26 protein-coding genes are annotated in these 25,555 nt (G+C 37.5%); 25 read left to right on the top strand and 1 reads right to left on the bottom strand.

The genetic code is table 11. From position 1 onward, the window contains the following. Positions 1 to 30: 30 nt before the first annotated feature. The 25 genes from ACY3XC_RS04815 to ACY3XC_RS04935 all read left to right on the top strand — a co-directional run bounded on the left by ACY3XC_RS04815 (position 31) and on the right by ACY3XC_RS04935 (position 24,936). The gene (locus ACY3XC_RS04815; protein ID WP_464867512.1) at positions 31 to 1,140 is read left to right on the top strand and encodes an acyl-CoA dehydrogenase family protein; all 1,110 of its coding nucleotides are present in this window, start codon (positions 31 to 33) and stop codon (positions 1,138 to 1,140) included. After that, entirely contained in the window at positions 1,124 to 2,305 is a 1,182-nt protein-coding gene (locus tag ACY3XC_RS04820; RefSeq protein ID WP_464867513.1) for an acyl-CoA dehydrogenase family protein, read from the top strand. The genes ACY3XC_RS04815 and ACY3XC_RS04820 overlap by 17 nt, the downstream gene beginning before the upstream one ends. A gap of 10 nt (positions 2,306 to 2,315) precedes the next feature. Then, positions 2,316 to 2,747, top strand: coding sequence for a MaoC family dehydratase N-terminal domain-containing protein (locus tag ACY3XC_RS04825; protein WP_464867514.1), 432 nt, complete (start codon positions 2,316 to 2,318; stop codon positions 2,745 to 2,747). Positions 2,748 to 2,753: 6 nt separating this feature from the next. Beyond that, positions 2,754 to 3,161 (top strand): MaoC/PaaZ C-terminal domain-containing protein, encoded by a 408-nt coding sequence (locus tag ACY3XC_RS04830; RefSeq protein WP_464867515.1) that lies wholly within the window; start codon positions 2,754 to 2,756, stop codon positions 3,159 to 3,161. A gap of 11 nt (positions 3,162 to 3,172) precedes the next feature. Next, complete coding sequence (locus ACY3XC_RS04835; RefSeq protein WP_464867516.1) at positions 3,173 to 4,312, top strand: thiolase family protein; 1,140 nt, start codon at positions 3,173 to 3,175, stop codon at positions 4,310 to 4,312. Between the two features lie 25 nt (positions 4,313 to 4,337). After that, on the top strand, positions 4,338 to 6,293 hold the full coding sequence (locus ACY3XC_RS04840) for an oxidoreductase (protein ID WP_464867517.1): 1,956 nt from the start codon (positions 4,338 to 4,340) through the stop codon (positions 6,291 to 6,293). Between the two features lie 312 nt (positions 6,294 to 6,605). Then, on the top strand, positions 6,606 to 7,754 hold the full coding sequence (locus ACY3XC_RS04845) for an ABC transporter substrate-binding protein (RefSeq protein ID WP_464867518.1): 1,149 nt from the start codon (positions 6,606 to 6,608) through the stop codon (positions 7,752 to 7,754). Between the two features lie 131 nt (positions 7,755 to 7,885). Then, the gene (locus tag ACY3XC_RS04850; RefSeq protein WP_464867519.1) at positions 7,886 to 8,755 is read left to right on the top strand and encodes a branched-chain amino acid ABC transporter permease; all 870 of its coding nucleotides are present in this window, start codon (positions 7,886 to 7,888) and stop codon (positions 8,753 to 8,755) included. Continuing rightward, positions 8,755 to 9,738, top strand: coding sequence for a branched-chain amino acid ABC transporter permease (locus tag ACY3XC_RS04855; RefSeq protein ID WP_464867520.1), 984 nt, complete (start codon positions 8,755 to 8,757; stop codon positions 9,736 to 9,738). The genes ACY3XC_RS04850 and ACY3XC_RS04855 overlap by 1 nt, the downstream gene beginning before the upstream one ends. A 1-nt stretch (position 9,739) precedes the next feature. Beyond that, a complete protein-coding gene (locus ACY3XC_RS04860) occupies positions 9,740 to 10,543 on the top strand; it encodes an ABC transporter ATP-binding protein (RefSeq protein WP_464867521.1) in 804 nt (267 codons plus the stop codon). After that, positions 10,536 to 11,240, top strand: coding sequence for an ABC transporter ATP-binding protein (locus ACY3XC_RS04865; RefSeq protein ID WP_464867522.1), 705 nt, complete (start codon positions 10,536 to 10,538; stop codon positions 11,238 to 11,240). The genes ACY3XC_RS04860 and ACY3XC_RS04865 overlap by 8 nt, the downstream gene beginning before the upstream one ends. A gap of 45 nt (positions 11,241 to 11,285) precedes the next feature. Continuing rightward, positions 11,286 to 12,059 (top strand): SDR family NAD(P)-dependent oxidoreductase, encoded by a 774-nt coding sequence (locus ACY3XC_RS04870; protein WP_464867523.1) that lies wholly within the window; start codon positions 11,286 to 11,288, stop codon positions 12,057 to 12,059. Positions 12,060 to 12,109: 50 nt separating this feature from the next. Next, the gene (locus ACY3XC_RS04875) at positions 12,110 to 12,850 is read left to right on the top strand and encodes a cyclase family protein (RefSeq protein WP_464867524.1); all 741 of its coding nucleotides are present in this window, start codon (positions 12,110 to 12,112) and stop codon (positions 12,848 to 12,850) included. Positions 12,851 to 12,872: 22 nt separating this feature from the next. Then, a complete protein-coding gene (locus tag ACY3XC_RS04880; RefSeq protein ID WP_464867525.1) occupies positions 12,873 to 14,303 on the top strand; it encodes a sigma-54 interaction domain-containing protein in 1,431 nt (476 codons plus the stop codon). Between the two features lie 30 nt (positions 14,304 to 14,333). After that, positions 14,334 to 15,179 carry a 3-hydroxyacyl-CoA dehydrogenase family protein gene (locus ACY3XC_RS04885; protein ID WP_464867526.1) on the top strand — a complete coding sequence of 282 codons (846 nt, stop codon included), beginning with the start codon at positions 14,334 to 14,336 and terminating at the stop codon, positions 15,177 to 15,179. 47 nt (positions 15,180 to 15,226) lie between these two features. Further along, positions 15,227 to 16,393 (top strand): ABC transporter substrate-binding protein, encoded by a 1,167-nt coding sequence (locus ACY3XC_RS04890; RefSeq protein WP_464867527.1) that lies wholly within the window; start codon positions 15,227 to 15,229, stop codon positions 16,391 to 16,393. 88 nt (positions 16,394 to 16,481) lie between these two features. Then, positions 16,482 to 17,459, top strand: a complete 978-nt coding sequence (locus tag ACY3XC_RS04895) for an NAD(P)H-dependent flavin oxidoreductase (protein ID WP_464867528.1) — start codon at positions 16,482 to 16,484, stop codon at positions 17,457 to 17,459. Between the two features lie 51 nt (positions 17,460 to 17,510). Beyond that, the gene (locus tag ACY3XC_RS04900; RefSeq protein WP_464867529.1) at positions 17,511 to 18,590 is read left to right on the top strand and encodes a TRAP transporter substrate-binding protein; all 1,080 of its coding nucleotides are present in this window, start codon (positions 17,511 to 17,513) and stop codon (positions 18,588 to 18,590) included. 80 nt (positions 18,591 to 18,670) lie between these two features. Next, entirely contained in the window at positions 18,671 to 19,189 is a 519-nt protein-coding gene (locus ACY3XC_RS04905; RefSeq protein ID WP_464867530.1) for a TRAP transporter small permease, read from the top strand. Further along, complete coding sequence (locus ACY3XC_RS04910; protein ID WP_464867531.1) at positions 19,180 to 20,484, top strand: TRAP transporter large permease; 1,305 nt, start codon at positions 19,180 to 19,182, stop codon at positions 20,482 to 20,484. Before ACY3XC_RS04905 ends, ACY3XC_RS04910 begins: the two co-directional genes overlap by 10 nt. A 95-nt stretch (positions 20,485 to 20,579) precedes the next feature. Further along, complete coding sequence (locus ACY3XC_RS04915) at positions 20,580 to 22,223, top strand: FAD-dependent oxidoreductase (RefSeq protein WP_464867532.1); 1,644 nt, start codon at positions 20,580 to 20,582, stop codon at positions 22,221 to 22,223. A gap of 5 nt (positions 22,224 to 22,228) precedes the next feature. Further along, complete coding sequence (locus ACY3XC_RS04920; protein WP_464867533.1) at positions 22,229 to 22,897, top strand: 2Fe-2S iron-sulfur cluster-binding protein; 669 nt, start codon at positions 22,229 to 22,231, stop codon at positions 22,895 to 22,897. Positions 22,898 to 22,929: 32 nt separating this feature from the next. Next, positions 22,930 to 23,679 carry an enoyl-CoA hydratase/isomerase family protein gene (locus ACY3XC_RS04925; protein ID WP_464867534.1) on the top strand — a complete coding sequence of 250 codons (750 nt, stop codon included), beginning with the start codon at positions 22,930 to 22,932 and terminating at the stop codon, positions 23,677 to 23,679. Between the two features lie 40 nt (positions 23,680 to 23,719). Continuing rightward, positions 23,720 to 24,517, top strand: a complete 798-nt coding sequence (locus ACY3XC_RS04930) for an SDR family NAD(P)-dependent oxidoreductase (protein WP_464867535.1) — start codon at positions 23,720 to 23,722, stop codon at positions 24,515 to 24,517. Between the two features lie 17 nt (positions 24,518 to 24,534). Next, the gene (locus ACY3XC_RS04935; RefSeq protein WP_464867536.1) at positions 24,535 to 24,936 is read left to right on the top strand and encodes an acyl-CoA thioesterase; all 402 of its coding nucleotides are present in this window, start codon (positions 24,535 to 24,537) and stop codon (positions 24,934 to 24,936) included. A 208-nt stretch (positions 24,937 to 25,144) separates the two neighbouring features. Here the strand turns inward: ACY3XC_RS04935 and ACY3XC_RS04940 are convergent, their stop codons facing one another. Further along, entirely contained in the window at positions 25,145 to 25,471 is a 327-nt protein-coding gene (locus ACY3XC_RS04940; protein ID WP_464867537.1) for a winged helix-turn-helix transcriptional regulator, read from the bottom strand. Positions 25,472 to 25,555: the final 84 nt, after the last annotated feature.

Consider the following 25,555-nt stretch of genomic DNA (forward strand, 5'->3'; position numbering starts at 1 on the left):
CAAAAAAGAAAAGAAATGAGGCGGGATAAAATGAGCTACGAATTAAACGAGCATCAAATAAAGTTGAGAGAACAAACCATTGACTTTATAAAAAAATACGTAGTAAAAAATGTGAATCAATTTGAGGACAATGGAGAAATAAGAGACGGAGATATTAAAGCATTAAAGGATTCTGGAGTGTGGGATATTTTATTAAATATGGAATCGAATTGGGTAACAAAGGTGACGATTTTGAATGAATTAGCGAAAGTATCACCATCTTTTGCCAGTTTATTTCCGGATTTAATCTTTAGTAAAGCGATCTTAGCAGAACAATTTGATGAGAAATTTTACGCTTCCGCTTTTGTTGAAGAGAAAGCTGGATCTGATTTAACAAGAATTCAAACTGAAGCGGTTAAGACGAGGGACACCTGGATCTTAGAGGGTGAAAAATGGTTCGTAACTAATACGGAATTGGCGGAACAATTCTTAGTACTGGCAAAAATACCCGGTCAGTTATTTTCCATTTTCAAAGTTCCCAAAAATGCAAATGGTGTAGTTATTCAGGAACAAAAGAAAATGGGACTGAGGGGACTTAAACTATCAAAAGTGATCTTCAACCAGGTAACCCTTCCCTCTTCATCTTTACTTGTTTATTTGGATAGTAGTTTTGAAGCTTTAAATCCGGCAAACTCTATTGCCAAACTTTCAATTGCTTCTTTAGCTATTGGCATTTCAGAATCTGCATTAAAGGAATCATTAGAACGAGCCAGAAGCCGGGAGCAATTTGGGCAATCCATAGGTGATTATCAAGCGATTCAATTTAAGATAGCTGAAATCACGGTAGGGATCAATGCGGGAAAATCGTTACTTTATCTTGCTGCACAAAAGCTTGACCGAAACGAAGAAATGGGGACGGAGGCGTCGATGGCAAAGGTATATTCAACAGAAGTTGCCAATAAAGCGGTTAACCATGCCGTTCAGATCTTTGGAACCCATGGATTGTTGGAAGATTCGATTGTATCAAAATTATATCGTTCACAGCGTCTGACAGAAATCTTTGGCCATACTTCTGAGATGCAGCGGATCGACATCGCCAAATATGTCATTAACAATATCGGGGTTAATCAAATGGAGGTAAATTATGGATTTTCGATTTAATGAAAAACAGCAGGCGCTAATTAAAAAAATTAAAGAAGTTTCAGAGAAAGAATTAATTCCGATTCAGGAAAAATTCGGAGAACAGGATGTCCTTTCCTTTGATATGGTTCAGGCACTGGCAAAAAACGATTTCTATCGTATGCATATTCCCGTCGAATATGGCGGTTTAAATGGAGCAGATGAAGCAAATGCGACGATGCTTTGCATTACAAGAGAAGAGCTTGCGAGACAATGTCCATTAGCTGAATCCACTTATTCCGTTACCTGTCTTGGAAGTTACCCTATATTGCTTGCAGGAACTGAGGAACAAAAAAAGCATTACTTAGGAAAAATGACATCCGGTGAGGAGGTATTTGCCTTTGCATTGACAGAACCAAATGCCGGTTCTGATGCCGTAAGTTTACAAACAACAGCAGTACTTGATGGTGACGAATGGGTAATCAATGGGAAAAAAATATTTATATCTAATGCTGGGGATGCAGGAGTTTATGTTGTTTTTGCCCGTACGAGTGATGCACCTGGATCAAAAGGGATTTCCACTTTTATTGTGGAGGCAGATAATTTTGGGCTTGAGGTCACTCAAAGACTTAGCATGATTGCCCCTCATCCTATAGGGGAACTTACATTTCATAATTGCCGAGTTCCAAAAGAAAGTCTATTAGGCGAAGAAGGCCGCGGGTTTAAATACGCGATGCAAAGCTTGGATATGTTCCGTTCATCAGTTGGTGCTCAATTAGTAGGGTTTGCTGAAGCGGCTTTAGAACATGCAACAGAATACGCCAGGCAGCGGCATGCGTTTGGTGGTCCAATAACCCAGTTTCAGGCAATTCAATTTAAATTAGCAGATATGTACACGGAAATACAAGCGGCCAAAAATTTAGTTTACTATGCTGCACATCGTAAAGATTTAGGAAATCGGGTGACAAAGGAAGCAGCCATCGCTAAGCTTTATGCAAGTCAAGTGGCGCAACGGGTTGCCTATGAAGGTCAACAGATTTTTGGCGGGTATGGGATGATTAAAGGGAACCCGTTAGAACTGATCTACCGTGAAGTACGGCCAGCCGCTATTTATGAAGGTTCAACAGAGATTCAACATATGGTCATAGGCCGGGGGATGATCAATGGCAGCTTTATAGATGAAAGTCTAGAAAAAGTATTATTGTGAGGTGTGAAAGATGATAGATAAGAGCTTAATAGGCAAGAGTAGTGAGCCAGTATATCAGGAGATTGAAAAAGGAGCGATCCGTAAATTTGCCCGTGCAATAGGCGATGAGAATCCTGTTTATTATAACGAAGAGGCTGCGAAAGCAAAGGGGTATCCATCACTTCTGGCGCCACTAACCTTTCCAACGACCTTTCGTGAGATAGAACAGGAATGGTATACAAAACTAGATAAAAGTAAATTGCTGCATGCAGAACAGGAATATGTTTATGTTAGACGTTTTTATGCCGGTGAACGTTTGAAATGTACTGAACTAGTGTCAGATGTGTATGAAAAGACTGGTCGAAACGGAAAATTAACGTTTATTGTTAGAGATAAAAAAGGCTATGACGAAGGTGATCAATTAGTATTTAAAGAACGCCAGACACTGGTAATAAGGGGATGATGAACTATGGGAATAGAATCTAATACACTACTAAATAGAGAAATACCAAAATTAGTAAAGATTCCTATCACACGTGTACAACTTGCCCAGTATGCCGGAGCATCTGGAGATTTTAATAGAATTCACATTGATGAAGAGTTTGCTAATAATTCTCCATTAAATGGCGTGATTGCTCATGGAATGCTTTCAATGGGTTTTGTAGGTCAATATTTAGAGCAAATTGCCGGGGATGATCTAGAAGTTAAAAATTTTAAAGTTCGGTTTCGGGCAATGGTAAGGCTGGGGGATACAATCACTTGTGAAGCAAAAGTGATAAGCGAAGGGAATCAAGAAATCTCCCTGGAACTTAAAGCCTCTAACCAACATAATGAAGCGGTTATTTTAGGTGAAGCCATTCTTTTGGCAAAGGAATAGGGGGGATACTGATGAGAGAAGCAGTTATTGTTGAAGCATTAAGATTACCTGTTGGCAGGAGAAAAGGGGTTTACTCCGAGACGAGATCCGAGTATTTATTAAGTGAAATTCTTAAAACTATTTTACAACGTACAAGTGTTGACCCGAAGGAAATTGATGATGTAGTCGTGGGTTGTGTTACACAAAATGAAGAACAGGGAAATAACATTGCAAGAATTTGTTCGCTAATGGCCGGGCTCGATATTCAAACGTCGGCGACCACGTTAAATAGAAAATGCGGCTCCTCCCAGCAGGCAATAAACCAAGCAGCTCAAGCCATTATTGCTGGTGATCAAGATATTGTCATTGCTGCTGGTGTAGAAAATATGACCCGGCATCCATTAGGCTCCGATCGCGTTGAAGCCCCTAAAGAGTTAATTGAAAAGTATGAAATGATTCAACAAGGTGAATCTGCAGAAAGGATTGCTGAAAAATGGGATATAACCCGAATTGACCTTGATGAGTTTTCCTTAAGAAGTCATAAACTAGCGTATCAAGCAAGGAGTAATGGAGATTTTAAAAGGGAAATTGTCCCGATTGAAGTGGAAAGAGACGGAGAAAAAATCCTAGTGACGGAGGATGAAGGAATTAGACCGAGCACTACACTAGAAAAACTCGGTTCACTAAAGCCAGCATTTTTTGATGACGGACACATTACGGCAGGAAATTCAAGTCAAATTAGTGATGGTGCTGCAGCCGTGATGATTATGTCTAAGGAAAAAGCGTTAGAACTAGGGTTAAAGCCAAGAGCTAGGATTATTGCGAGGGATGTCATAGGATCTGATCCAACATTGATGTTAACGGGTCCGATACCTGCAACAAAAAGGATTATTAAGAAAGCCGGCTTAACGGTGGAGGATATTGATATATTTGAATGCAATGAAGCATTTGCATCCGTTGCTTTAGCTTGGATTAAAGAAATCAATCCTGATATTCATAAGGTTAATCCTCGAGGCGGAGCAATTGCTTTAGGACATCCAACAGGAGCAAGCGGGGCAAGGATTATGACTACACTTCTACATGAATTAGAGGATATGGATAAAAAATATGGACTTCAGGTTATGTGCTGTGGAGGAGGAATGGCAACCGCCACTATAATTGAACGGATTTAATAGGAATTAATGAGGTGGATATTTGGTGAACTCAACTCTTGTAAATATATCACAAGGACTATTTTCTCCCTTTTATATTGGTCCAGTAAAAATAAAGAATCGAATTATGATGGCACCGATGGAAACCAATATGCCATCCTTAAATGGAGAGGTTAACGATAGGGTCATTCAATACTATAAAGAAAGAGCAGAAGGCGGCGTTGGAGCCATCATCGTTGAATTTACTTGTGTAGATTCTCCCATTGGGAAGGGGACGGAAGCACAGCTGGTTATGGATCATGACGGCTATATTCCAGGGCATACCTATTTAGTTGAAGAAATCCAAAAGTATAATTGTAAAGCGTTCCTTCAGCTTCACCACGCTGGAAGGCAAACCAATCCGAAAATAACGGGTTTTCAACCAGTAGCCCCTTCTCCTATTGCATGTAAAGTTATGAAGGCAGAACCAAAAGAATTAACAACAGAAGAAGTATCTGATTTAGTTACAAAATTTGTGAAAGCGGCAAGAAGAGCAAAATTGGCTGGGTATGATGGTGTAGAACTACATGCTGCACATGGTTATTTACTAGGAAGCTTTCTGTCACCATACACCAACAAAAGGACGGATCAATATGGAGGAAATACGATAAACCGTACGAAAATCATCCAAGAAATCGTCCAAGGAATTAAAGTAAAAGTAGATAGAGATTTCCCAGTCATTGTCAGATACAGTGCAGATGAATTTGTAGAAGGCGGTTTGAAACTGCAAGAATCCATTGAAATTGCCAAGATTTTAGAAAGTTATGGAGTTAGTGCCATACACGTATCAACTGGAACCTTTGAATCAAATGACAAAAATATTGACCCGATGTCTGCTAAACAAGGCTGGCGGATTCAATTGGCAAAAGAAATAAAAGAAAACGTTCATGTACCCGTAATTGGTGTCGGAGTCATTAGAGAGCCAGAGTTTGCAAATGAAACGATAACATCAGGAAAGGTAGACTTTATTGCATTAGGCCGGGCCTTGATTGCTGACCCAAAATGGCCGCAAAAGGCTCGCAATAGAAATTATAAGGATATCAACAGGTGTACCACATGCGGCTATTGTACGGACCGTCTTAGACAGCACCAAAGTATTCGCTGCTCTGTGAACCCTAGAGCCGGCCGTGAATTATCTTTACCGGAAATGAAACGGGTGGTAAACCCCTGCAAAAAGGTCCATGTAATTGGTGCAGGGGCAACAGGAATGTACGCTGCCATTCTTGCTGCAAAAAGGGGATTTGAGGTACTGCTATATGAACGTGAAAACCAACTGGGGGGCTTATTAGATGTTGCCAGTGCTCCCCCCGGTAAAGAAAATTGGAAATGGTTTAAAGAATACTTGATTCATCAAATTAAACAATTACCGAATATTACAACCTATTTAAATAAACAAATGGATGAAGCGGATCTACCTGAAATGGAGATTGATTATGTCATTGACGCTTCAGGTATGGTCCCAAAACTAGATCCCCAATTATTAAAGGCCAAAATACCTATTGTGAGTGTAGTAGATGTATTGCAAAACTATAAAATTGAAAACAAGAACGTATTGATACTCGGATCTAGAGGTGCTGGTTTAGAAGCGGCAAATTATTTAGCAGACAAAAATAATAGAGTTGTCGTAATTGCCAGGTCTGGTAAACTTTCAAATGGATTAAATATCGACTTCATTAATCGTAGTGACATTTTAAATGAATTGATAGAAAAAAATGTAGAAATCATAAATAACACTGAGATTTCAATCGATTTAGAAGGTGAAATTCATTTCCTCCAGAAAGATGCCAGCATAAGCATACCTTTAGATTTCAAGCCTGAAATTATTGTTTCTGCTAGAGGATTTGATGCCAATACTACTCTTGGGGAGAGCGACACAATAATAAAAATTGGCGGCAGCAATGGACCTGGAAAAATAGTAAATGGTATTTGGAAAGCCTATGTAGAAGTAAGTAAATTTCAATAACGGTATACAAATGTTTATCACTATTCTAGGGGGGGATTATCCTCCCCCCCCCTAAAATTTTAGTGGAAGCTTATAGTTTGGACAGTTTCCTAGAAGATTAATAGAGTCACAAATGATTACATACAGAATATTTTTCGAACGAGTATACAAATTGTTTCCCCTGTAAATAGAAGAAAAAAATAGTATACAAAACATTTACATAAATTCACAAAAAAATGATGAAAAGGGATGTAAATCAAACAAGTTTTCCTATTAAATAGATGGCATGAAAATTGCATTGGTTATAAGTAGTAAAACTAAGGGGGTTTATAAATGAGAAAAAGAGGATTATTAGTGTTAATGTTAATTGTCGTATTAATCCTAGGAGCATGCGCACAATCATCTAATGGTTCGGGAAAAGATGAAAGCGGAAACATCGTGAAAATTGGTGCAGTCCTTCCTTTAACTGGCCCTGCAGCACTGTATGGAGAGCAAACTTTAGATGGTGCTAAATTGGCTGTAAAGATGATTAATAATGAAGGCGGGATACTAGAAGGTCGTAAAATCGAATTAGTTACCGAAGATGATCAATCCAAACCTGAGCTGGGTGTAAATAAATTCAAGAAATTAATTGAAAATGATAGGGTCGATGCCATTACAGGAGGAGTGAACAGTTCAGTTAACATGGCAACAAAAGAGATTGCGAAAAATAGATTGTTAAACGTTGTAACAGTTTCTAAAGCCCCGGATATTATGGCTGATCGTGATCCATACCGATTCAGGCTAAACAGTACAAATGAAATGGATGGGAAAGCGTTCCATACATTTATTGCTGAACAGCTAAAACCAAAAACCGTGGCTGTAATCGCAGAAAATACTGACTATGGTCAGGCGGAGTTAGAAGCATTGAAAAAAAATTGGTCAGGCAGTAATGCACCCGAAATTGTTGCCACAGAATTTTTTGAATTAACGGAAACAGATTTCACGAATCCTCTAACAAAGTTAAAATCTGCAAATGCTGACGCTTTGTATGTAGCTGGGGCGGCAATAGAAATAAATTCAGCCATTTTTAAACAAGCTCATCAGCTAGGGTTTAATGATTCCATGAAACTGCTTGCTCCGGGAAATATAAATTCCAAAATGGTGGAGTTAGCAGGAGACGGAGCTGAAGGTATTATTTCAGCGGATCTCTATCAAAATACCATTGAAAATGATGTGAATAAAAATTTTGTGGAAGCATTTGAAAAGGAATATAACCGTAAACCAGAAAAAATGGAAATGTTAGGCTTTGAATCCATCTGGTTTGTTGTTAAAGCAATGGAGGAAGCAGGGTCTTCCAATGATTATAAGGCAATAGCAAAAGCGTTAGAAAGTAATGACTGGCAGTCACCAAGAGGCGATTTGAAGTTTGAAGACGGTCAAGCGTTAGGGGAAGTAATCCCATTAACTGTTAAAGATGATTCAATCGTTCGTTATCAATAGTAGAACTTCACCCCTAAAACTAAATAGCTTCTATTATTATTGGAAGCTATTTAGTTTAGATACGAAATATGCCATCCTTCTGTTTAAATCGAATGAACATGTCCGTAACAAGAAGAAAGGGGGATTTATTGATGGAAATCGTTAATCAATTATTAGCAAATGGTTTTGTCATTGGACTAACATATACATTATTTGCTCTTGGTTTAACCTTAATATTCGGTATCTTAGGAATGATCAATTTCGCCCACGGTGAATTCTATATGCTTGGGGCTTTCGGCTCGTATATCCTCCAACAGGAATTAGGCTTAAATTATTTTAGCTCTGGAATAGTAACCATCATAATTATTGGATTAATTGCTTGGTTAATTGAACGTTATACGCTGAGATCGTTACTGGAAACAGATCATCTAAATTCCCTTTTGGCAACATTTGGCTTAAGTATCGTTTTATTAAACATTGTAACAATTGCGTATGGAAGCACTCCTAGAGAAATTGACAGCCCTTTTAATGGAGTCATTCATTTCGGAAATGTGTTTATTACCCAGCAAAAGATACTAGTCGTACTATTGGGGCTAGTTGTAATCGTGTTATTAAACCTCTTTATTAAACACAGTCATATAGGGAAACTCATGCGGGCCGTTGCACAAAATAGTATGGGGGCAAAGGTTTCAGGAATTCCAATCAAAAGAATTTATTCCTTTACTTTTATATTTGGTGTTTCTTTGGCTACACTGGCAGGGATCTTAATCGGACCAACCACATTCGTAACCCCAACCATGGGAATGAGTGTCATGCTAAAAGGGTTTGTTATTGTCATTTTGGGAGGATTAGGAAGTGTTCCGGGTGCCATTATTGGCGGGATGCTGCTAGGTTTTGTTGAGACAGGTGCGTCATCCATAGTAGGGAACTCCTGGAAGGAAATTATTGGCTATCTTATTCTAATTCTTGTCTTATTGGTAAGACCTCAAGGTATCTTCGGGCTTCAAAGGAGGTCTCAATAATGAAGAAACTATACATTGCCGTCATATCCCTGGTTTTACTTTCTCTCCCGTTTGTTTTAAATAATCCTTATTATTTGAATATTCTTATCACATTTGGGATCTTCTCGATATTTGCCTTCAGCTTAAACTTTATTGTTGGCTACATAGGTGAAATCTCGTTTGGCCATGCTGCTTTCTTTGGACTAGGTGCATACTTTACTGCCTTAATAAATCAAAGCTTGAGTATTCCATATTGGTTTAGCTTAATTATCGCTTTATTATTAACTGGTTTTGTTGGAATGTGTGTTGGATTTTTATCTTTAAGACTCCAAGGTGTTCACTTTTCGATTATTACACTTGCCTTTGCGGAGGTCTTTCGCTTAGTTATTCTGAATTTAACGGATATCACCAGAGGTGCGATGGGACTTAGTGTTTCTTCTCCAACGATCCCCTTTACCCAAATTTCACTTTCTCAACCGACTTATTACTATTATTTTGTTTGTTTCATATTAATTGGGGTCCTTTATTTCATGAAATTAATATTAGGTACAAAGTTTGGAAGAGGAATTATTGCCATACGTGAAGGGAATCTTTTAGCAAGTTCAATTGGAATTAATGTATCCAAATATAAAATTATTGCCTTTACGATTTCGGCTGTCATTGCTGGTTTGGCTGGAGCTCTTTATGGGCCATTTGTGGGAATTATTACGCCTGATTTGCTATCTGTCCATTATACAACCGAGGCTTTATTAATGGTAATCGTTGGAGGAAAAGGATTTTTACTTGGACCATTGTTTGGAGCTTTTATTTTCACGGTTATTCCAGAATTTTTATGGATGACTCCAGAAGTACAATTGCTTGTGTTCGGTGTAATTTTAATTTTATCCATAATGTTTATGCCAAAGGGGATTGCCCATCTTATTAAGATAATCAAAACAAAAATGACAAAGGATAGGCATATGAATTCTCAATATGTTACCGAGGAAAAAAAGGAGGTGTCATAAGGTGGTATTATTGTCAGTTTCTAATTTAACTAAGCGGTTTGGAGGATTAAGTGCAAATTCGGATATTTCCTTCCAGGTAGAGGAAGAAAGTATTGTGGGTATTATCGGACCAAATGGTGCCGGAAAAACGACGTTCTTTAATCTGATTAGCGGATTCTTGCCCCCTACAGAGGGAGAAGTGATCTTCAGTGGGACCAATATTACCAAATTAAAGGCACATCAGACGGCATCCTTAGGAATGGTTCGAACTTTCCAGCACACCAGTGTGTTTTCTGAACTTTCTGTACTTGATAACATTTTGACTGGACAACATTTAGAAGCAAATGGCTTATTAAAGCTGGCATTCTTGAATCGTAAAAGATATCTGGAAAAAGAAAAAATGATGAAACAGAACGCACTTGAAATATTAGAATTGATGGAATTAGAAGATAAAAAAAATTTGATTGCTAAGAATCTTCCTTATGGTGAACAAAGGAAACTTGAGATTGCCATAGCCTTAGCAGCAAATCCAAAATTATTATTATTGGATGAACCAGCAGCGGGGATGAATGAAACAGAATCAGCTAAATTAGTCCAAATCATTAAGAAACTTAAGGATCAAGGGCTTTCTATTTTAATTGTTGAGCATGATATGAAGGTAGTTATGAATCTATGTGACTATATCATTGTTCTGGATCAAGGAAAGAAAATCGCAGAAGGCACTCCACTAGAAGTTAGTAATAATCCAAAAGTTATCGAGGTTTACCTGGGTACACCAGATGATGATCACCACACAAGAGAGGAAGGAAGTGTGGAATATGCTTAGTTTAGAAAATGTCCATGTTTCATATGGTCCCATTAAAGCAATTAAGGGGATATCTCTCCAAATAAATGAAGGTGAAATGATTGCCTTAATCGGTGCTAATGGAGCAGGTAAAAGCACTACGTTAAAAGCTATTGCAGGAATCGAATCCATTGATTCAGGTGCAATAAAATTTAATGGAGAGGATATTTCCAACCTCCCCTACTATAAAACTAATAATTTAGGGATTACTCTTGTACCGGAAGGACGTCAATTATTCCCAGACATGACAGTAAGGGAAAATTTAGAAATGGGATATAAAAAATCGAAAAAGGGTGCAAGTTTACAAGAATTATTAGAAAGAGTTTATGAATACTTCCCTGATGTGTACAGCAAAAGAAAAGAGCTTGCTAGTAGCTTAAGTGGAGGCCAACAGCAAATGGTTGCCATTGGAAGGGGGATCATGTCTGAACCTAAGCTCATGATGTTCGATGAACCCTCTTTAGGCTTAAGCCCAGTGTTAGTACAAAATGTAGTGAAAATCATTAAGACTTTACACAAAAAAGGCCACTGTATTTTGCTAGTTGAACAAAACGCGAACATGGCCTTAAAGATAGCTGACAGAGCTTATGTTTTAGAGATGGGAAGGATCGTATTAGAAGATAAGGCTAATTCATTGTTAAATAATGAGGAAATAAAAACAGCGTATTTGGGACTTTAATATCACTAGTTTATAAGGAAAATGAAAGGTTAGGGGGAAGCGGGAATGTTATTACAAAATCAAGTTGCAATTGTAACGGGAGCAGGAAACGGAATTGGAAAGGCAACGGCAATTGGTTTAGCCAATCAAGGTGCCAAAGTGATTGTCAATGATATTGATGAAGGAAATATTGCAGCGACAGTCCAAGAAATCAGAAACCAAAATGGCGAAGCCATTGGAGTCCAAGGAAATGTGGCTGTATATGAGGACGCAAAGAGATTAGTAGAGGAAGCAAGGGAGACCTTTGGGACAGTTCATATTCTAGTAAATAATGCGGGAATTATAAGACCTGCCATGATTCACAAAATGGAAGAAGAGCAGTGGGATATGGTACTGGACGTTAGTTTAAAAGGAACATTTAATTGTATAAAAGCAGTTGCTCCGATTTTTATTGAAAGAGGGAAAGAAAATCCTGAAGCGTTATCAAATGGAAAAATAATAAATGTTACTTCCACCGCGGGATTAGGAGGAACGATTGGGCAAGTGAATTATAGTGCAGCAAAAGCTGGTGTGATTGGTGTTACCATGTCTACTGCCCGCGAGTGGGGCAGATATCGAGTTCAAACTAATGCGGTGGCATTTGGAGTAGTAGAAACCGATATGACAAAAACGATTCGCAGTGACAAATTTGCGGATACGTACAAAAGTAAAATAGTATTAAATCGCTTTGGAAAAGTTGATGACGTTGTACCTGGTATTGTGTTTTTATCCTCTAGCGGCTCTGATTATATTACAGGCCACGTGTTAAACATTTCCGGCGGATCGCATATTGGGTTTTAATATCTGAATGTTTTTAATTAAAACAAATTAATACAAAGTGGGGGAGCACATTGACGCAGATAATTGATTTAACAATGGGAATATCCGAAGGAATGCCACAGCATCCAGCACATGGCCGTACACCGTTATTTTTATCAGGTACTCGAAATCATGAAGCTTACAAAGATTTTAATAGACGCAATCAATATGATAAAAACGATATCATTTCGTTTGAAAATGAGCAAATCATTATCTGCGGACACACAGGTACCCATATGGATTCATGCTACCATGGTGATCCAGAATCAGAATTTACCATTGAAAGAATGCCGCTTGAATGTGGTTATGGAAATGCTGTCTGGCTGGATGTGTCCCATCGATTTGGCCCAAAAGAAATCGTTACGGCTAAAGATCTAAAAGAAGCTGAGTTTAAGAGCGGATCGAAAATTTTGCCTGGTGATATTGTGTTAATCTTTACTGGCTGGTCAACTGTGAATGATCCATTAATATATGCATTCCAACATATGGGATTATCAAGGGATGCTGGTGAATGGCTTAGGGAAAAAAAAGTCAAAACAGTTGGAATTGACAATTGTAATGTAGATGCATGCGGACACCTCTCCATGCCAGTTCACATGAATTTCCTTCGGCCGCGTATTTTAGGTTTACCAAACGATGACTTTATTGCCATCATTGAAAATATGGTAAATATCAATAAAATTCCTAAATCAAGATTTACATTTTCTGGAGCCCCCATTCCGTACATTGGCAAAACTGGAGGACAAGTGCGCGCTTTAGCAATTATTGATTAATAGGGGAGGAAAACAGGAAATCATGCTATTAAATAATAATTCCTTACAAGAATTTATTTATAAAGAAAGCTTTAGCCCAACATCAGTCCATGACTTCCCTTTGGCACAGGTTTTGAATTATATCCATGATGGGGTGGTGGTAGTAGATGAAAAGGGAGTCATCGTCTATGCCAACCCGTCTTATACTCGAATCTTGCAAGTTCCAGTGGAAAGAGTCATCGGGAGGAAAATGAAAAACGTGGAACCTAATGCAAGAATTCTAAAAGTAATGGAAACCGGTGTTCCGATCTTACAGGAACCTCTTTATTTGGATCATTTGAAAGCGGAAGTTATTTTGGATGCAACACCGCTTTACAGTAATGGAAAAATGATTGGCGGTGTTACCGTATTTAAACAGGTCAAAGAAGTAGTTAGATATTATAATGCTCTTACGAAATTAAATGAGATAAAAAAGAGAGAACAAAAAGAGTATAACGAAAAAAATGAACTTAAGGATCCTTTTAAAAGGATTATCGGAAGTGACCCTGTTTTTTTGACCTGCTTAAATAAAGCTTCTTTGGTTGCTTTTTCAAACGCTTCCATTTTATTAAGGGGGGAAAGCGGGGTAGGAAAGGAAGTTTTCGCAAAGGCTATTCATGATTCCAGCCCTCGGAAAGATGGTCCTTTCATCAAAATTAATTGCTCCGCCATACCAGAAAGTTTGATAGAATCGGAACTTTTTGGTTATGAAAATGGTGCCTTTACAGGTGCAAAAAAGGGTGGTAAGAAAGGGAAATTTGAATTAGCTGATGGTGGTACGATTTTCTTAGACGAAATTGGCGACATGCCTCTCAATGCTCAAACCAAATTACTAAGAGTTTTACAAGAAAGAGAGATTGAGAGGATTGGAGGGGAACTGCCAATTAGTATTGACATTAGAGTTATTGCTGCAACTCATCAAAACCTTCCTGAATTGATAAAAACGAAACAATTTCGCGAGGATCTCTATTATCGCATTAATGTCATGCCCATTCACATACCTGCACTTCGAGAAAGGCCGCAGGACATTGAATTATTAGCCAATTATTATACAGATTATTTTTCGAATATTTATAATAAAAAGTTAATTATCTCTAAGCAAGTAATAGAAACATTGAAAGCCTATTCTTGGCCAGGTAATGTAAGACAAATGGTGAACAGTATCGAACATGGGGTTATTTTATGTGACGAATCCGTTATTCAGATTGAACATTTACCACCAGAAATCATTCAAAATCGAAGTTTTAGTGACGTGAAAATGGAAGAAAACCTAGAAATAAGCAGTGATGAGGAAAATTGTTTAGATGAACGAGAAAAATTTATTGAAGCCTTAAAAGAATCACAATATAACAGAACGGCAGCGATGGAAAGACTTGGGGTAAGCAGAAGAACTTTTTATAAAAAGTTAAAAAAGTTTAACATTAACTTGAAATAAACGACTCAATACGAACTGGAGGTGACTTAGATGGATGTCGTAATCCTTGGGGCGAATGAGGATGCGTTGAACTTAGCCTTATCATGGAAAAATAAAGCAGGCTTCATTACATTTATAGAAAAAGACCATGAGTTACTAGAAAACATTCAGTATGAGTTAGGCAATGAACTACGAGAAATATCAGGAAGTATGAATAAGTTTATCTTTACTTCCAGTTTTGACATAGAAACAAAAGGGTTAGCGATTATTTTCGATTTTTTACCTGACAACGAAGAGAAGATAAACCTGCTTAAACAGCTTTATATTGAAGCATCCACTGGCAGTGTATTTTTTACAACGAGTAAATTATTCTCTGTTTCTAAAATCGCTTCACTTATTCAGGATCCCAGGACGGTGGTGGGACTGCAATATTTACAGTCATTTGAAAAGTCAAGAGTAATAGAGTTAGTGAAAGGAATTCATACAACCACGAAGACTTTAGAAAAGGCAAATTGGCTGATGTCTCAAATGGGTAAAGAAATAACCATTGTAAAAGATTCCCCAGGGTTTTTATTAAATAGGATGACGGTGGTTTTAATTAATGAAGCCATACATTTATTAAATGAAGGAATCTCCTCACCACATGATATCGATAAAGAATTGGAATTAGCACTTGGTCTATCGCTCGGTCCTTTACGGCTTGCAGATTTAATCGGATTAGATAACGTTTTAAATATGTTGAACTCCCTATACCAAGGAACAGGAAACCCAAAATTTTTGCCATGTTCATTACTGCAAAATATGGTTTATTCAGGGTATTTAGGTAAAAAAACCAACTCTGGCTTTTACAGTTATTCGGCAGAAATATTAAATTTTCCACATCTAAATACCTATTAAGCATGGTTTCGTCATTAGAAATTCTCTGATGAAAATGGAGGTTATCAATGAAAAAGTGGAGAGTTTATTTGTTGATGTTAATAGGGATGGTTTTAATCCTGGGAGGTTGTTCTCAAACAACCAGAAATAGCAGCAGTAATGGGTCAGGTTCAAGTAAAGAACCAATAAAAATCGGTGTTGTACTCCCTTTAACAGGTCCTGCTGCTTTGTATGGCCAACAGGCTGAAGAAGGTGGGAAATTAGCAGCAAAAATGATCAATGACCAAGGGGGAATCCTTGGAGGAAGAAGAATTGAATTAGTCGTTGAAGATGACCAATCAAAACCAGAAAATGGCGTCAGTATGTTCAATAAATTAATCAACAAGGACAGAGTGAATGCGATTACGGGCGGGGTGAACAGCTCAGTTTCCATTGCAGAGAAGGATATAGCCAAAAATAAACTGATCAATATTGTGACGATCTCCTCGGCCCCAGATATTATGGCCGATCGTGATCCATATAGATTCCGTTTGAACACGACAAATGATATGAGAGGAAAGGTATTCCATACTTTTGTTAAGGATACATTAAAGCCTAAAACTGTTGCTGTTATAGCTGAAAATACAGATTATGGGCAAGTGGAGTTAGAAATATTGAAAAAGAATTGGTCCGGAAATGGAGCACCTAAAATAGTCGGAACTGAGTTTTTCGAATTAACGGAAACAGATTTTACTAACCCGCTAACAAAATTAAAGGCAGCAAATGCGGAAGCCATTTATGTTGTTAGTTCTGCTATTGAAATTAATTCTGCAATCTTTAAACAAGCCCATCAGTTAGGCCACGAAAATACGTTGAAACTTTTGGCTCCTGGAAACCTCAATACAGAATTTATAAAGCTAGCAGGTTTAGAGGCAGTAGAGGGTACGATCTCAGCCGATATTTATCTAAATTCAGCAAACAATGACTTTAATCAATCATTCGTTTCCGCCTTTGAGAACGAATATAATTATCTGCCAGAAAAAATTCAGACTCTTGGATTTGAAGCTATTTGGTTCTTAGCAAAAGCGATGGATAAAGCTGGGTCCACTGATGATCATAATGCCATTTCGAAGGTTTTAGATGAAACCCAGTGGGAATCACCAAGAGGAATGGTTGATTTCGTAGAGGGTCAGGCTCAGGCAGAGGATGCTCTTTTAACAGTTAAGGATGGCAAAATTGAACCTTATAATCCTTAAAATTAGAGGAGAAAGTCAAAGATTTATACTTTCTCCTGTTTTTTATAGGGTTATGTATCTACTATTTTAATGTTAGAGAGGTATAAAGATGAAAAATAGGATTTGTGAATTGCTTGATATTAGGTATCCCATCATTGAGGGTGGAATGGCTTACGTCGGAAATGGAGCATTGGCTGCAGCTGTATCAAATGGAGGTGGATTCGGGCAGATTGGTTCAGCAGGGAGAACTCCTGAAAACTTTGAGGAGGAAATTTTGATTGCAACAGAACAAACGAAATATCCTTTTGGGGTGAATTTACCTATTAGTGAACACAAGGACAATCAACCCTATATAAATGTAATAGCGAAACATAAAGATAAGATTAAAGCTATTAGCATAAGTGCAGGCAACCCTACTCCTTTTATTCCTATATTTAAGGAAATGGGATTAGTGGTGATGGTGATAACGGCGACTGCTAAGCATGCATTGAAAGCTCAAAAGAGTGGTGCGAATATCATTGTATGTGAAGGGTATGAGGCAGGCGGTCATAATGGAGGGGCGGAATTAACTACATTTGCATTAGTTCCTCACATTACAAGAGTGGTAGACGTACCTGTTGTCGCGGCAGGAGGAATTACGGATGGCCATGGAATGGTGGCAGCAATGTCGTTAGGAGCAGATGGTGTTCAACTCGGAACACGATTTGTCGCGACAAAAGAATGTGAAGCACATGAAAATTATAAGCAATATCTGATCGATTCTTCTGATGATGCGACAACTATTTTAACACGAAAAATAGGTGGAGTGATACGAGCACTAAAATCAAACTATACAACCAAAGTTCAAAAGGTGGACCAAACGTCTAACTTAATTGAAGAAATATTACCCTATGTTCGCGGAACAGAAAATAGAAAAGCGGTAATTGAAGGGGATTTGGAAAATGGCTGGGCTAGTGCAGGGCAAGGTGTAAGCTTAATAAACGAAATTGTAAGTGCAGAGGATGTCGTAAAAATCATCGCAGAAGAAGCAAATTGTGTAATCAGTAATCTGAAGAAGATTGAAATATTAAACAGCAGCCTTAAATAACCGATTATCATTTCATCATTTTTATTTATTTTTAAAAAGGAGGACTACTGAATGTTCTATAAAAAGAAACTTCTGTTTATGGTAAGTCTTTTGTTGGTGGTTTCGATTGTTTTAGCTGGCTGTGGAAGCGATAGTACATCCAGGAAAAGTGGTGGCAATGATACGAAAGTAATTGAAATGGATGTAAGCAATTACAATCCATCTACTCATTCTTGGGGTACAAATGTATATGAACCATGGAAGAAATATGTCGAAGAAAAAACCAATGGACGAGTGAAGGTAAATGTTTACCATGGTGGTGCCTTAGGCGGGTCAGGTTCAGTTTATCAAGATGTAAAAGGAGGGCTATATGATGTTGGCTTAGTGGTTGCTAACTATTTTTATGATACTGGTTTCTTTCCCTATACAATCGGTAGCTTACCTTTTGCTTTTGATAGCTCTGAAAGTGCTCATAAAGTTTTAGGGCAATTTGCCCAAAAATATACGGAGAATAAATTGAAGGATATTGTAGTAATGGGATCAACTTCTACAGACGCCTATGACATATTTTCCAGTGGTCCGATACGATCTGTTGACGACTTAAAAAAATTAAAAATGCGTGTAAACGGAAAAAGTGAACCGGCATTTGTTGAGGCATTGGGTGGTGTCCCTGTATCATTAGTAACAGAAGAAATTTATCAAGGTCTTGAAAAGGGCACGATTAATACAGCTTTTTACACTCCTATTGGGTCTATTGGCATGAAAATGTTTGAGCCAGCCCCTTATATCACAAAGCTGGGCGTCTCAGTAACACCGCTTGTTCCAGTTATGAATAAGGACTTCTTTAACGAACTTCCTGATGATTTGAAAAAACTTTTCGAAGAAGACCTAAACCCTAAATTCGCCGAATTATTTACTGAGAATTATACAAGTTTACTAGAAGAATCCTATAAAACGTTAGAAAAGGAAGTGTCAGAGAAAGGTGAAATTATAACGCTTTCTGAGGAAGAAATGCAGAATTTTAAAAAAGCAGGGAATACTGCCTGGGATGCATGGATAAAAGATGCAAATGCAAAAGGGTATGATGGTGAAAAAATGGTTGAAGAGTTCAGTAAAATGCTAGAAGAAAAAGGATATCCAACTCCGTTCTAATGAAAATAATCGGCTTCTAACTCTTTTTAATAAGAAAGAGTTAGAAGCCGTTAATAAAAAATATGTAAGGAGTTGGTTTGATGTTTTCAAAAACCGTTAATAGTTTGACAAGATATGCAAAGTGGTTAGCTTTAATCACAATGGGTATGATGATGTTATTTATCGCCATAGCTGTTTTGACAAGAATGTTTTTTACGCCCATTGTGGGTGATGTAGAGATTGTTAGATTGGGCATGGTAATTTTAATTATGTTTGGGTTGTCCTATACCCAGAATATTGATGGTCATATCTCAATAGGTCTAATTGTAGATAAGCTGCCTCAAAAAATCCAATACGCCCTTGATATTTTTGGCTCCTTATTAAATTTTTTGATAACGATAGTAATCGGATTTATTTTTATTGGAGTCGGTATGGAACATAAAACAACGATGCCATTAAGCACAGACCTCCTAAGCATTCCTTATTATCCGTTTGACTTTATTATTGTGATTGGCTTTTTTATGTGGGGATTAGAAGCACTGTTGAAGGTGATTACATCCATTACTAATTTTATTCACGCTGACAAAAAGAGAAAGGGAGATCCCAGCATATGGCAGTAGAATTAGTCGGTTTAATTGGAATATTGTTAATGTTTTTGTTGATGTTCTTAAGAGTTCCCATTTCCATAGCGATGGTTACCCCGGCATTTTTAGGGATTATTTATCTTAGGGGCTGGGATGTACTGACAACAGCCGTTGAAACCATAGTTTGGACCCACAGTTTTAGTTACACAATGAGTACAATCCCCATGTTTGTTTTGATGGGGGAACTCTTATTTGTAGCTGGAATTAGTGGTGAGTTGTTTACAACATTTCGAGCATGGTTTGGTAGATTAAGAGGAGGATTGGGGATTGCAACGGTAACCTCATCGGCTGTTTTTGCCGCAGCTTCTGGTTCTAGTCTAGCGACTACGGCTACGATGGGTGTTATTTCTTCTAAAGAAATGTTAAATTCAGGCTATGATAAGACTCTAACAGCGGGCTCCATATTAGCTGGGGGAACATTAGGAATATTAATTCCGCCTAGTACCACGTTTATTATCTATGGAATGCTGACAGAGCAGTCAATAGGACAATTATTGATAGCAGGGATTTTTCCAGGAATACTGCTTATGACATTATATTGCATAACCATATTTGTCTCTGTATTAATTCAACCAAAGTTAGCTCCGACTACATTTGAAAAAGGAAGTTGGAAAGAGCGATTTGTCTCATTGAAATCAACCATTTGGATCTTGCTGTTATTTATCATTGTAATTGGAGGTATGTATTTAGGATTATTTAATCCTACAGAAGCGGCAGGGATTGGTGCATTTGCTACTTTTATCATTGCATTAATCAGGAAAAAGCTTACGTTTCATGCACTGATTGAGGCGATGTCCAGCACACTAAAAACAACAGGATTTCTGTTCGCTATCATCATAATGGCGTTTATTCTAAATTATTTCTTCACCATTACGAGAATTCCTCTTTTATTAGCCGACTTTTTCTCAGATTTATCGTTACCAAAGGTTCTTACTTTTGCTCTAATTATCCTAATGTATATTTTACTGGGAGCAATCATGGATGCATTGGCGATGATCGTGATTACGATTCCAATTGTCTTACCAATTATGCAAGCTTTAGGTTTTGATCTTATTTGGTTTGGTGTAATTGTAGTCGTGGTGATTGAACTGGCGATGATCTCCCCGCCGGTGGGTATGAATAGTTTTGTACTAAATGGTACGGTGAAAGAATTAAGTCTAGAGGTGATTTTTAAGGGTGCATTTCGATTTATGATCCCAATCCTTATCCTGATTGTTCTCCTCTATTTGTTCCCAGAGATTGCTTTATTCTTACCGAGCAAGATGTATTAACCAAACGATTATTTCAATAAGGGGGATATGGATACATACCTCCTTAGTTTTTTGCAGCATTTTTTTTAAAATTCTATTACAGAGGTGCCTTTCGAGTGGAAATATATGAGTATGATCTTGTTTGCATTGGCAGTGGTGTGGCAGGGATGATGGCAGCTATTTCTGCAGCGGAACGCGGCTTAAATGTTTGTGTCGTTTCAAAAGATCAAATTGGCTGGGGAAATACACGTATTTCAGGTGGAATTGTAACCACCAATGAATCAAATGAAAAAGCCCTATGTGATGATGTATTAAGGACAGGGGAGTATATCAATCAAAAAAAATTGGTGGAATTACTGTTAAGCAGAAGTAAAACAATTAATGATTTGGTAGAAAAGTGGGGACATATTTATTTACGCAACCCAGACAAACCGGGTGAAAAAGAATTAGTTAAACCTGGAGGGCATACTATTCCTCGAACTTTAAAATCGTTCAATCGTGGTATATCCATTGCTAATTCACTAAGAAGCAAGTTTTTAAAAATGGATATAAAAACATTAGAGGAAGTTGTAGTTTGTAGAATTATGGTTCGCGCAGGAAAGGCTGGAGGGGTTCTTTGTTACGATTGGGTAAATAACAAATGGATCGGAATTGTCTCCTCCAATATTATCCTAGCATGTGGTGGAGGTGGAATGATCTATTATCCTCATTCAGACAATATGAAAAGTGCCACGGGAGATGGATATGCTTTAGGATTACTGGCTGGAGCGAAGTTAATTGACATGGAACAAATCCAATTCATCCCATTTGGTATTTTATACCCGGAAGGCATGAAGGGATTAGAAGTTGGAGATACCTCGGCTGCAGGTCCATATGGTGTCTTAAGGAATAGGAATGGAGAAATAGTGGTTGATAATTTACCTAATAAAACTAGAGAGTTTGTCAGCCGTGCTATTGCATTAGAAGTTCAAAAGGGAAATGGTTCACCTCATGGAGGACTTTGGTTAGACCCAACAGAGAATAGAAAATATGAAGATGGCGAAAAGAACTGGCAGCATTGGAAGTCGATAGGGACGACCAATACTCTCAAAATGGCATATGGATCGAAAGCGGCGCAATGGGCAGAGAAGTTTGAAGTTAGTCCTACTCAGCACTATTGCATGGGAGGCGTTCAGATAGATGAAATTGGCAGAACAAATATTTCTGGTCTATATGCTGCCGGAGAAACTGCAGGCGGCTTTCATGGTGCGGGTCGAATGGGATCGATGTCATTATTTGAGGGATTAGCGTTTGGTAAAGTGGTTGGCGAGGAAATCATAAAAAATACGAACAACGGAGATCAAATCGAAGAAGGGGAGTTTAGGCTTGAGAAGCAAAAAATACTCGAACAATTTAATTATGGTAATAAATATAAGGCAATTCGCTTAAAAAGAGAGTTAAGTAAAATAGTGTGGGAAAATGCCGGAATCATTCGAATAGAGAGCAGTTTAAAATCTGCATTAAAGGCTCTAGATGAAATAAAAGAGAAGTCAAAATTCATCCATATTTCATTTGAGCATAGCTATAACCATCAGTTTTTAGAAGCAATGGAGCTGCAATTTATGTTATTAACTGCCCAATCAGTTGTTTTAAGCGCAATTCAGCGGACAGAATCAAGGGGAAGTCATTATAGAGGTGATTACCCAATTAAGGATATAATTTGGCAAAAGAAAAATGTTTTAGTTAAATATACGCAAGAAAAGTTGTTCGTGGAGGGGTGAACTTTTTGGGTGAAATATCGTTTTATATAAAAAGGAAATCCACCTTAAAAAATAGCAAGCAAAGAGAAAAAGTAGAGAAATTTATCATTCCCATAACCCCAGGTGAATCGACCGTCTTAGAAGGACTTCAGGCCGTCCAAGAAAACATAGATGATTCACTAGCGATTCGATATGGGTGCCGTTTTAAACAATGCGGTTTGTGTGCGGTTTCGGTGAATGGGAGTCCAAGAATGGCATGTATGACCAAAATAAAAGACGGAATGGTCGTTGGTGCATTAGAAAATTTACCTGTCCACGAGGATCTAGTTGTTGAAAGGCAATTTATTACCGAAATGATAAAAAATAAGGAACTTTTCCCTCAAAATCTAAATCACTCAAAAGACCCTATCACAACGAAAGAGTTTGACATTTTAAATAAATGTACAGACTGTCAATCTTGTATGTCAGCGTGTCCGGAATTTATCTATGAAGATATGGATTCTTTTGCAGGACCATTGTTTTTCGTCAAGTTGGCACAACTTCAGAATCATCCTCAAAATGAGCACAATTATACAGACAAAGCACAACAACTAGGGATAACAAAATGTAAAGATTGTGCTGGCTGTCCTTGTCCATATGCTATACCCATCAAGAAACTTGCCATTAATCCTTTTCTTAATCTATTAAACACTTAATACATTGTTGTTTTCTTTAAGGAGGTTCATATATGATCGAAACATTAAAAAAGGAAGCCGTTTTATTTCTAACGATTAATAGACCAGAAGTATTGAATGCTTTAAATAAAGATGTCATGAATGGATTAAAGTATTACCTTGATCACGCTAAAGAAGATGATTCTGTAAAAGTAATCGTTATTACCGGGAAGGGGAATAAATCGTTTGTAGCTGGGGCAGATATTAAGGAATTTTTGTCATTTAGAAATTCTACAGTTGCTCAAGACAATTCACGATTTGGTCAAACTGTATTTTCTTCTATTTCTAGATTAAATAAACCAGTCATATGTGCTATTAATGGGTATGCCTTAGGCGGAGGACTCGAATTAGCCCTTGCATGTGATTTTCGCTTTGCATCCGATAATGCAAAATTTGGTTTTCCGGAAATAAAATTAGGTCTATTCCCAGGATATGGTGGTGCTCAAAGGCTGCCAAGATTAGTTGGTAAGGGCATGGGGTTATATTTGATGTTGTCTGGAGAAATTTTTTCAGCACAAGAAGCGGAAAAAATGGGCTTAGTCGAAAAGATTACTCCACAAGAGTCATTACTAGACACCGTATTTGATTATGCAACCAAAATTTCACAATTCCCTTCAGGGGCACTTGCTTCTCTAAAATCATCTGTTTGCAATGGTCTAGAAATGAATTTAGACGACGCATTGATATCTGATTCGAAAAGTATTGGGGAATTAATGGTTTCTGAAGAAGCAATTGAAAGAACGAAGCAATTTCTAAATAGGTAAACGGATCAAATACACTAATTTAATTTAAAGGGGTCTGCTTATGAAAATAAATGAACAAGTAGCCATTATTACTGGATCCACAAAAGGGATTGGATACAGTATAGCAAAATCATTTGTACAAAAAGGTATTGCTGTTATCATCAACGGGCGTAATGAAGAAAAGGTTAACCAAACCGTACATGAATTGATTTCTATGGGCGGCAGGGCAGCAGGTCTAGCAGGGGCTGTAGAAAATCCACAGACAGGTAAAAAATTAGTAGATCTAGCAAAAGATAAGTTTGGAAAGGTATCAATATTAATTAATAATGCAGGTATCATACATGACCAAATTTCCTATAAAATGACAGATGATGAATTTTCTGATGTTATTGATGTTCATGTGAAAGGTGCATTTTATTGTACAAAGCCTTTCGTTCAAGAAATAAAGCAGCAAAAAGGAGGTGGCCATATCATTAGTATGACGTCAAACTCCGGGTTAGAGGGAAATATCGGACAAATAAATTATAGTGCAGCAAAGGCAGCGATAAACGGAATGACCTGGACACTGGCAAAAGAATTAAAAAGGGATCATATCATTGTAAACGCCATAGCACCAGCAGCGCTAACAGATAAGACACTGCCATATGTCGAGAGAGCAAAACAAAAAGCTGCTGAAAAAGGGGAACCGCTTTCACTACTTTGGGAAATTGGAACTTCTGATGAAGTTGCGATGTTTATTACAAAATTAATAGAGGACAGTAATATTGAAGAAACAGGGGAAATCTTTGGAGTAAATGGTCAAAATATTGTCCGCTGGAAGCCAACTTTTTATCAGCCCTATAATAATGTAGTGTCATAAAAGGAGAGGAATATGAAGTGGAGATTCTATATGAAATGAAAGTAAAAGAAGAGGATCTTGATGTCATTGGGCATGTCAATAATGTTCGATTTGTAGCCTACCTCGAGGATGCACGAGGTGAATGGTACAAAAGAGTTGGTATCTCTTATGAGAAAATGAGAAATAAAAAAGTTGGTACTGTTATCCTAAAGATGGATATTATCTTTTTGAAAGAAGCTAGACTTGGAGACACGCTTAAATTCATGACTTTTCCGAAAAAATTAGGAAATAAGAGTTTTGTATTACAACAATATATTTATAATCAAGCGGACGAACTTATCACAGAAGCTTCGGTAACTTCGGTAATGTTTGATATTCTATCAAGAAAGAGTATCTCTGTAGTTGAGGAAATTGCTAGTAACTTTCCATTTGAATCCTAAAAATTTTTTATATTAATAGGAATTAGTGGAAATATTGTGTTGGATTTTATTTAGGCACTGTTAATTTTTATTGAATATGTACACCGAAAATTAAAGGGAAAATGAAAAGAGCAGGAACCTTACCAAGGTATCCTGCTCTTATTTGTTATTAAAAGATACTGTCTTTATTCGTTCTTTTTTTTTTCCATAAAAGGTTATGAATTGGAATTTAAGATAACTCAGGTTCCGGTTTCACCCAAAGCTGAGACCAGCTCTCTATTTCTCGTAAGACTGGTTCTAGCGACCGACCTTTATTGGTTAATGAGTACTCAATAATGACTGGTGTTTCCGGTATTACCTTACGTTTTACTATGCCTTGTTGTTCTAAATCCTTTAAACGATCGGATAATACTTTACCACTTATGCCAATGGCGGACTGTATTTCAGTAAACCGTTGCGAACCAGATAATAACTGATAAATAACTAATGCACTCCATCTTTGACTAAGTAGTGAGATGGCTTTTTCAAATTTTGGACATATAGTAGGTTGTTTCATATTACATTACACCTCTCTTATTTATAGTATAGCACAAAATGTTATTCGTTAACAAAAGTAAATCTAGTTACTTGACAATACATA

This window comes from Bacillus sp. CZDM1, assembly GCF_055502545.1.

Coding starts and splice junctions, on each gene's coding strand:
- ACY3XC_RS04850 (WP_464867519.1), top strand. CDS start 7,886: ATGGAAATCGTTAATCAATTATTAGCAAATGGTTTTGTCATTGGACTA.
- ACY3XC_RS04895 (WP_464867528.1), top strand. CDS start 16,482: ATGAAAAATAGGATTTGTGAATTGCTTGATATTAGGTATCCCATCATT.
- ACY3XC_RS04830 (WP_464867515.1), top strand. CDS start 2,754: ATGGGAATAGAATCTAATACACTACTAAATAGAGAAATACCAAAATTA.
- ACY3XC_RS04940 (WP_464867537.1), bottom strand. CDS start 25,471: ATGAAACAACCTACTATATGTCCAAAATTTGAAAAAGCCATCTCACTA.
- ACY3XC_RS04835 (WP_464867516.1), top strand. CDS start 3,173: ATGAGAGAAGCAGTTATTGTTGAAGCATTAAGATTACCTGTTGGCAGG.
- ACY3XC_RS04905 (WP_464867530.1), top strand. CDS start 18,671: ATGTTTTCAAAAACCGTTAATAGTTTGACAAGATATGCAAAGTGGTTA.
- ACY3XC_RS04900 (WP_464867529.1), top strand. CDS start 17,511: ATGTTCTATAAAAAGAAACTTCTGTTTATGGTAAGTCTTTTGTTGGTG.
- ACY3XC_RS04820 (WP_464867513.1), top strand. CDS start 1,124: ATGGATTTTCGATTTAATGAAAAACAGCAGGCGCTAATTAAAAAAATT.
- ACY3XC_RS04880 (WP_464867525.1), top strand. CDS start 12,873: ATGCTATTAAATAATAATTCCTTACAAGAATTTATTTATAAAGAAAGC.
- ACY3XC_RS04815 (WP_464867512.1), top strand. CDS start 31: ATGAGCTACGAATTAAACGAGCATCAAATAAAGTTGAGAGAACAAACC.
- ACY3XC_RS04855 (WP_464867520.1), top strand. CDS start 8,755: ATGAAGAAACTATACATTGCCGTCATATCCCTGGTTTTACTTTCTCTC.
- ACY3XC_RS04910 (WP_464867531.1), top strand. CDS start 19,180: ATGGCAGTAGAATTAGTCGGTTTAATTGGAATATTGTTAATGTTTTTG.
- ACY3XC_RS04925 (WP_464867534.1), top strand. CDS start 22,930: ATGATCGAAACATTAAAAAAGGAAGCCGTTTTATTTCTAACGATTAAT.
- ACY3XC_RS04825 (WP_464867514.1), top strand. CDS start 2,316: ATGATAGATAAGAGCTTAATAGGCAAGAGTAGTGAGCCAGTATATCAG.
- ACY3XC_RS04845 (WP_464867518.1), top strand. CDS start 6,606: ATGAGAAAAAGAGGATTATTAGTGTTAATGTTAATTGTCGTATTAATC.
- ACY3XC_RS04870 (WP_464867523.1), top strand. CDS start 11,286: ATGTTATTACAAAATCAAGTTGCAATTGTAACGGGAGCAGGAAACGGA.
- ACY3XC_RS04885 (WP_464867526.1), top strand. CDS start 14,334: ATGGATGTCGTAATCCTTGGGGCGAATGAGGATGCGTTGAACTTAGCC.
- ACY3XC_RS04930 (WP_464867535.1), top strand. CDS start 23,720: ATGAAAATAAATGAACAAGTAGCCATTATTACTGGATCCACAAAAGGG.
- ACY3XC_RS04865 (WP_464867522.1), top strand. CDS start 10,536: ATGCTTAGTTTAGAAAATGTCCATGTTTCATATGGTCCCATTAAAGCA.
- ACY3XC_RS04890 (WP_464867527.1), top strand. CDS start 15,227: ATGAAAAAGTGGAGAGTTTATTTGTTGATGTTAATAGGGATGGTTTTA.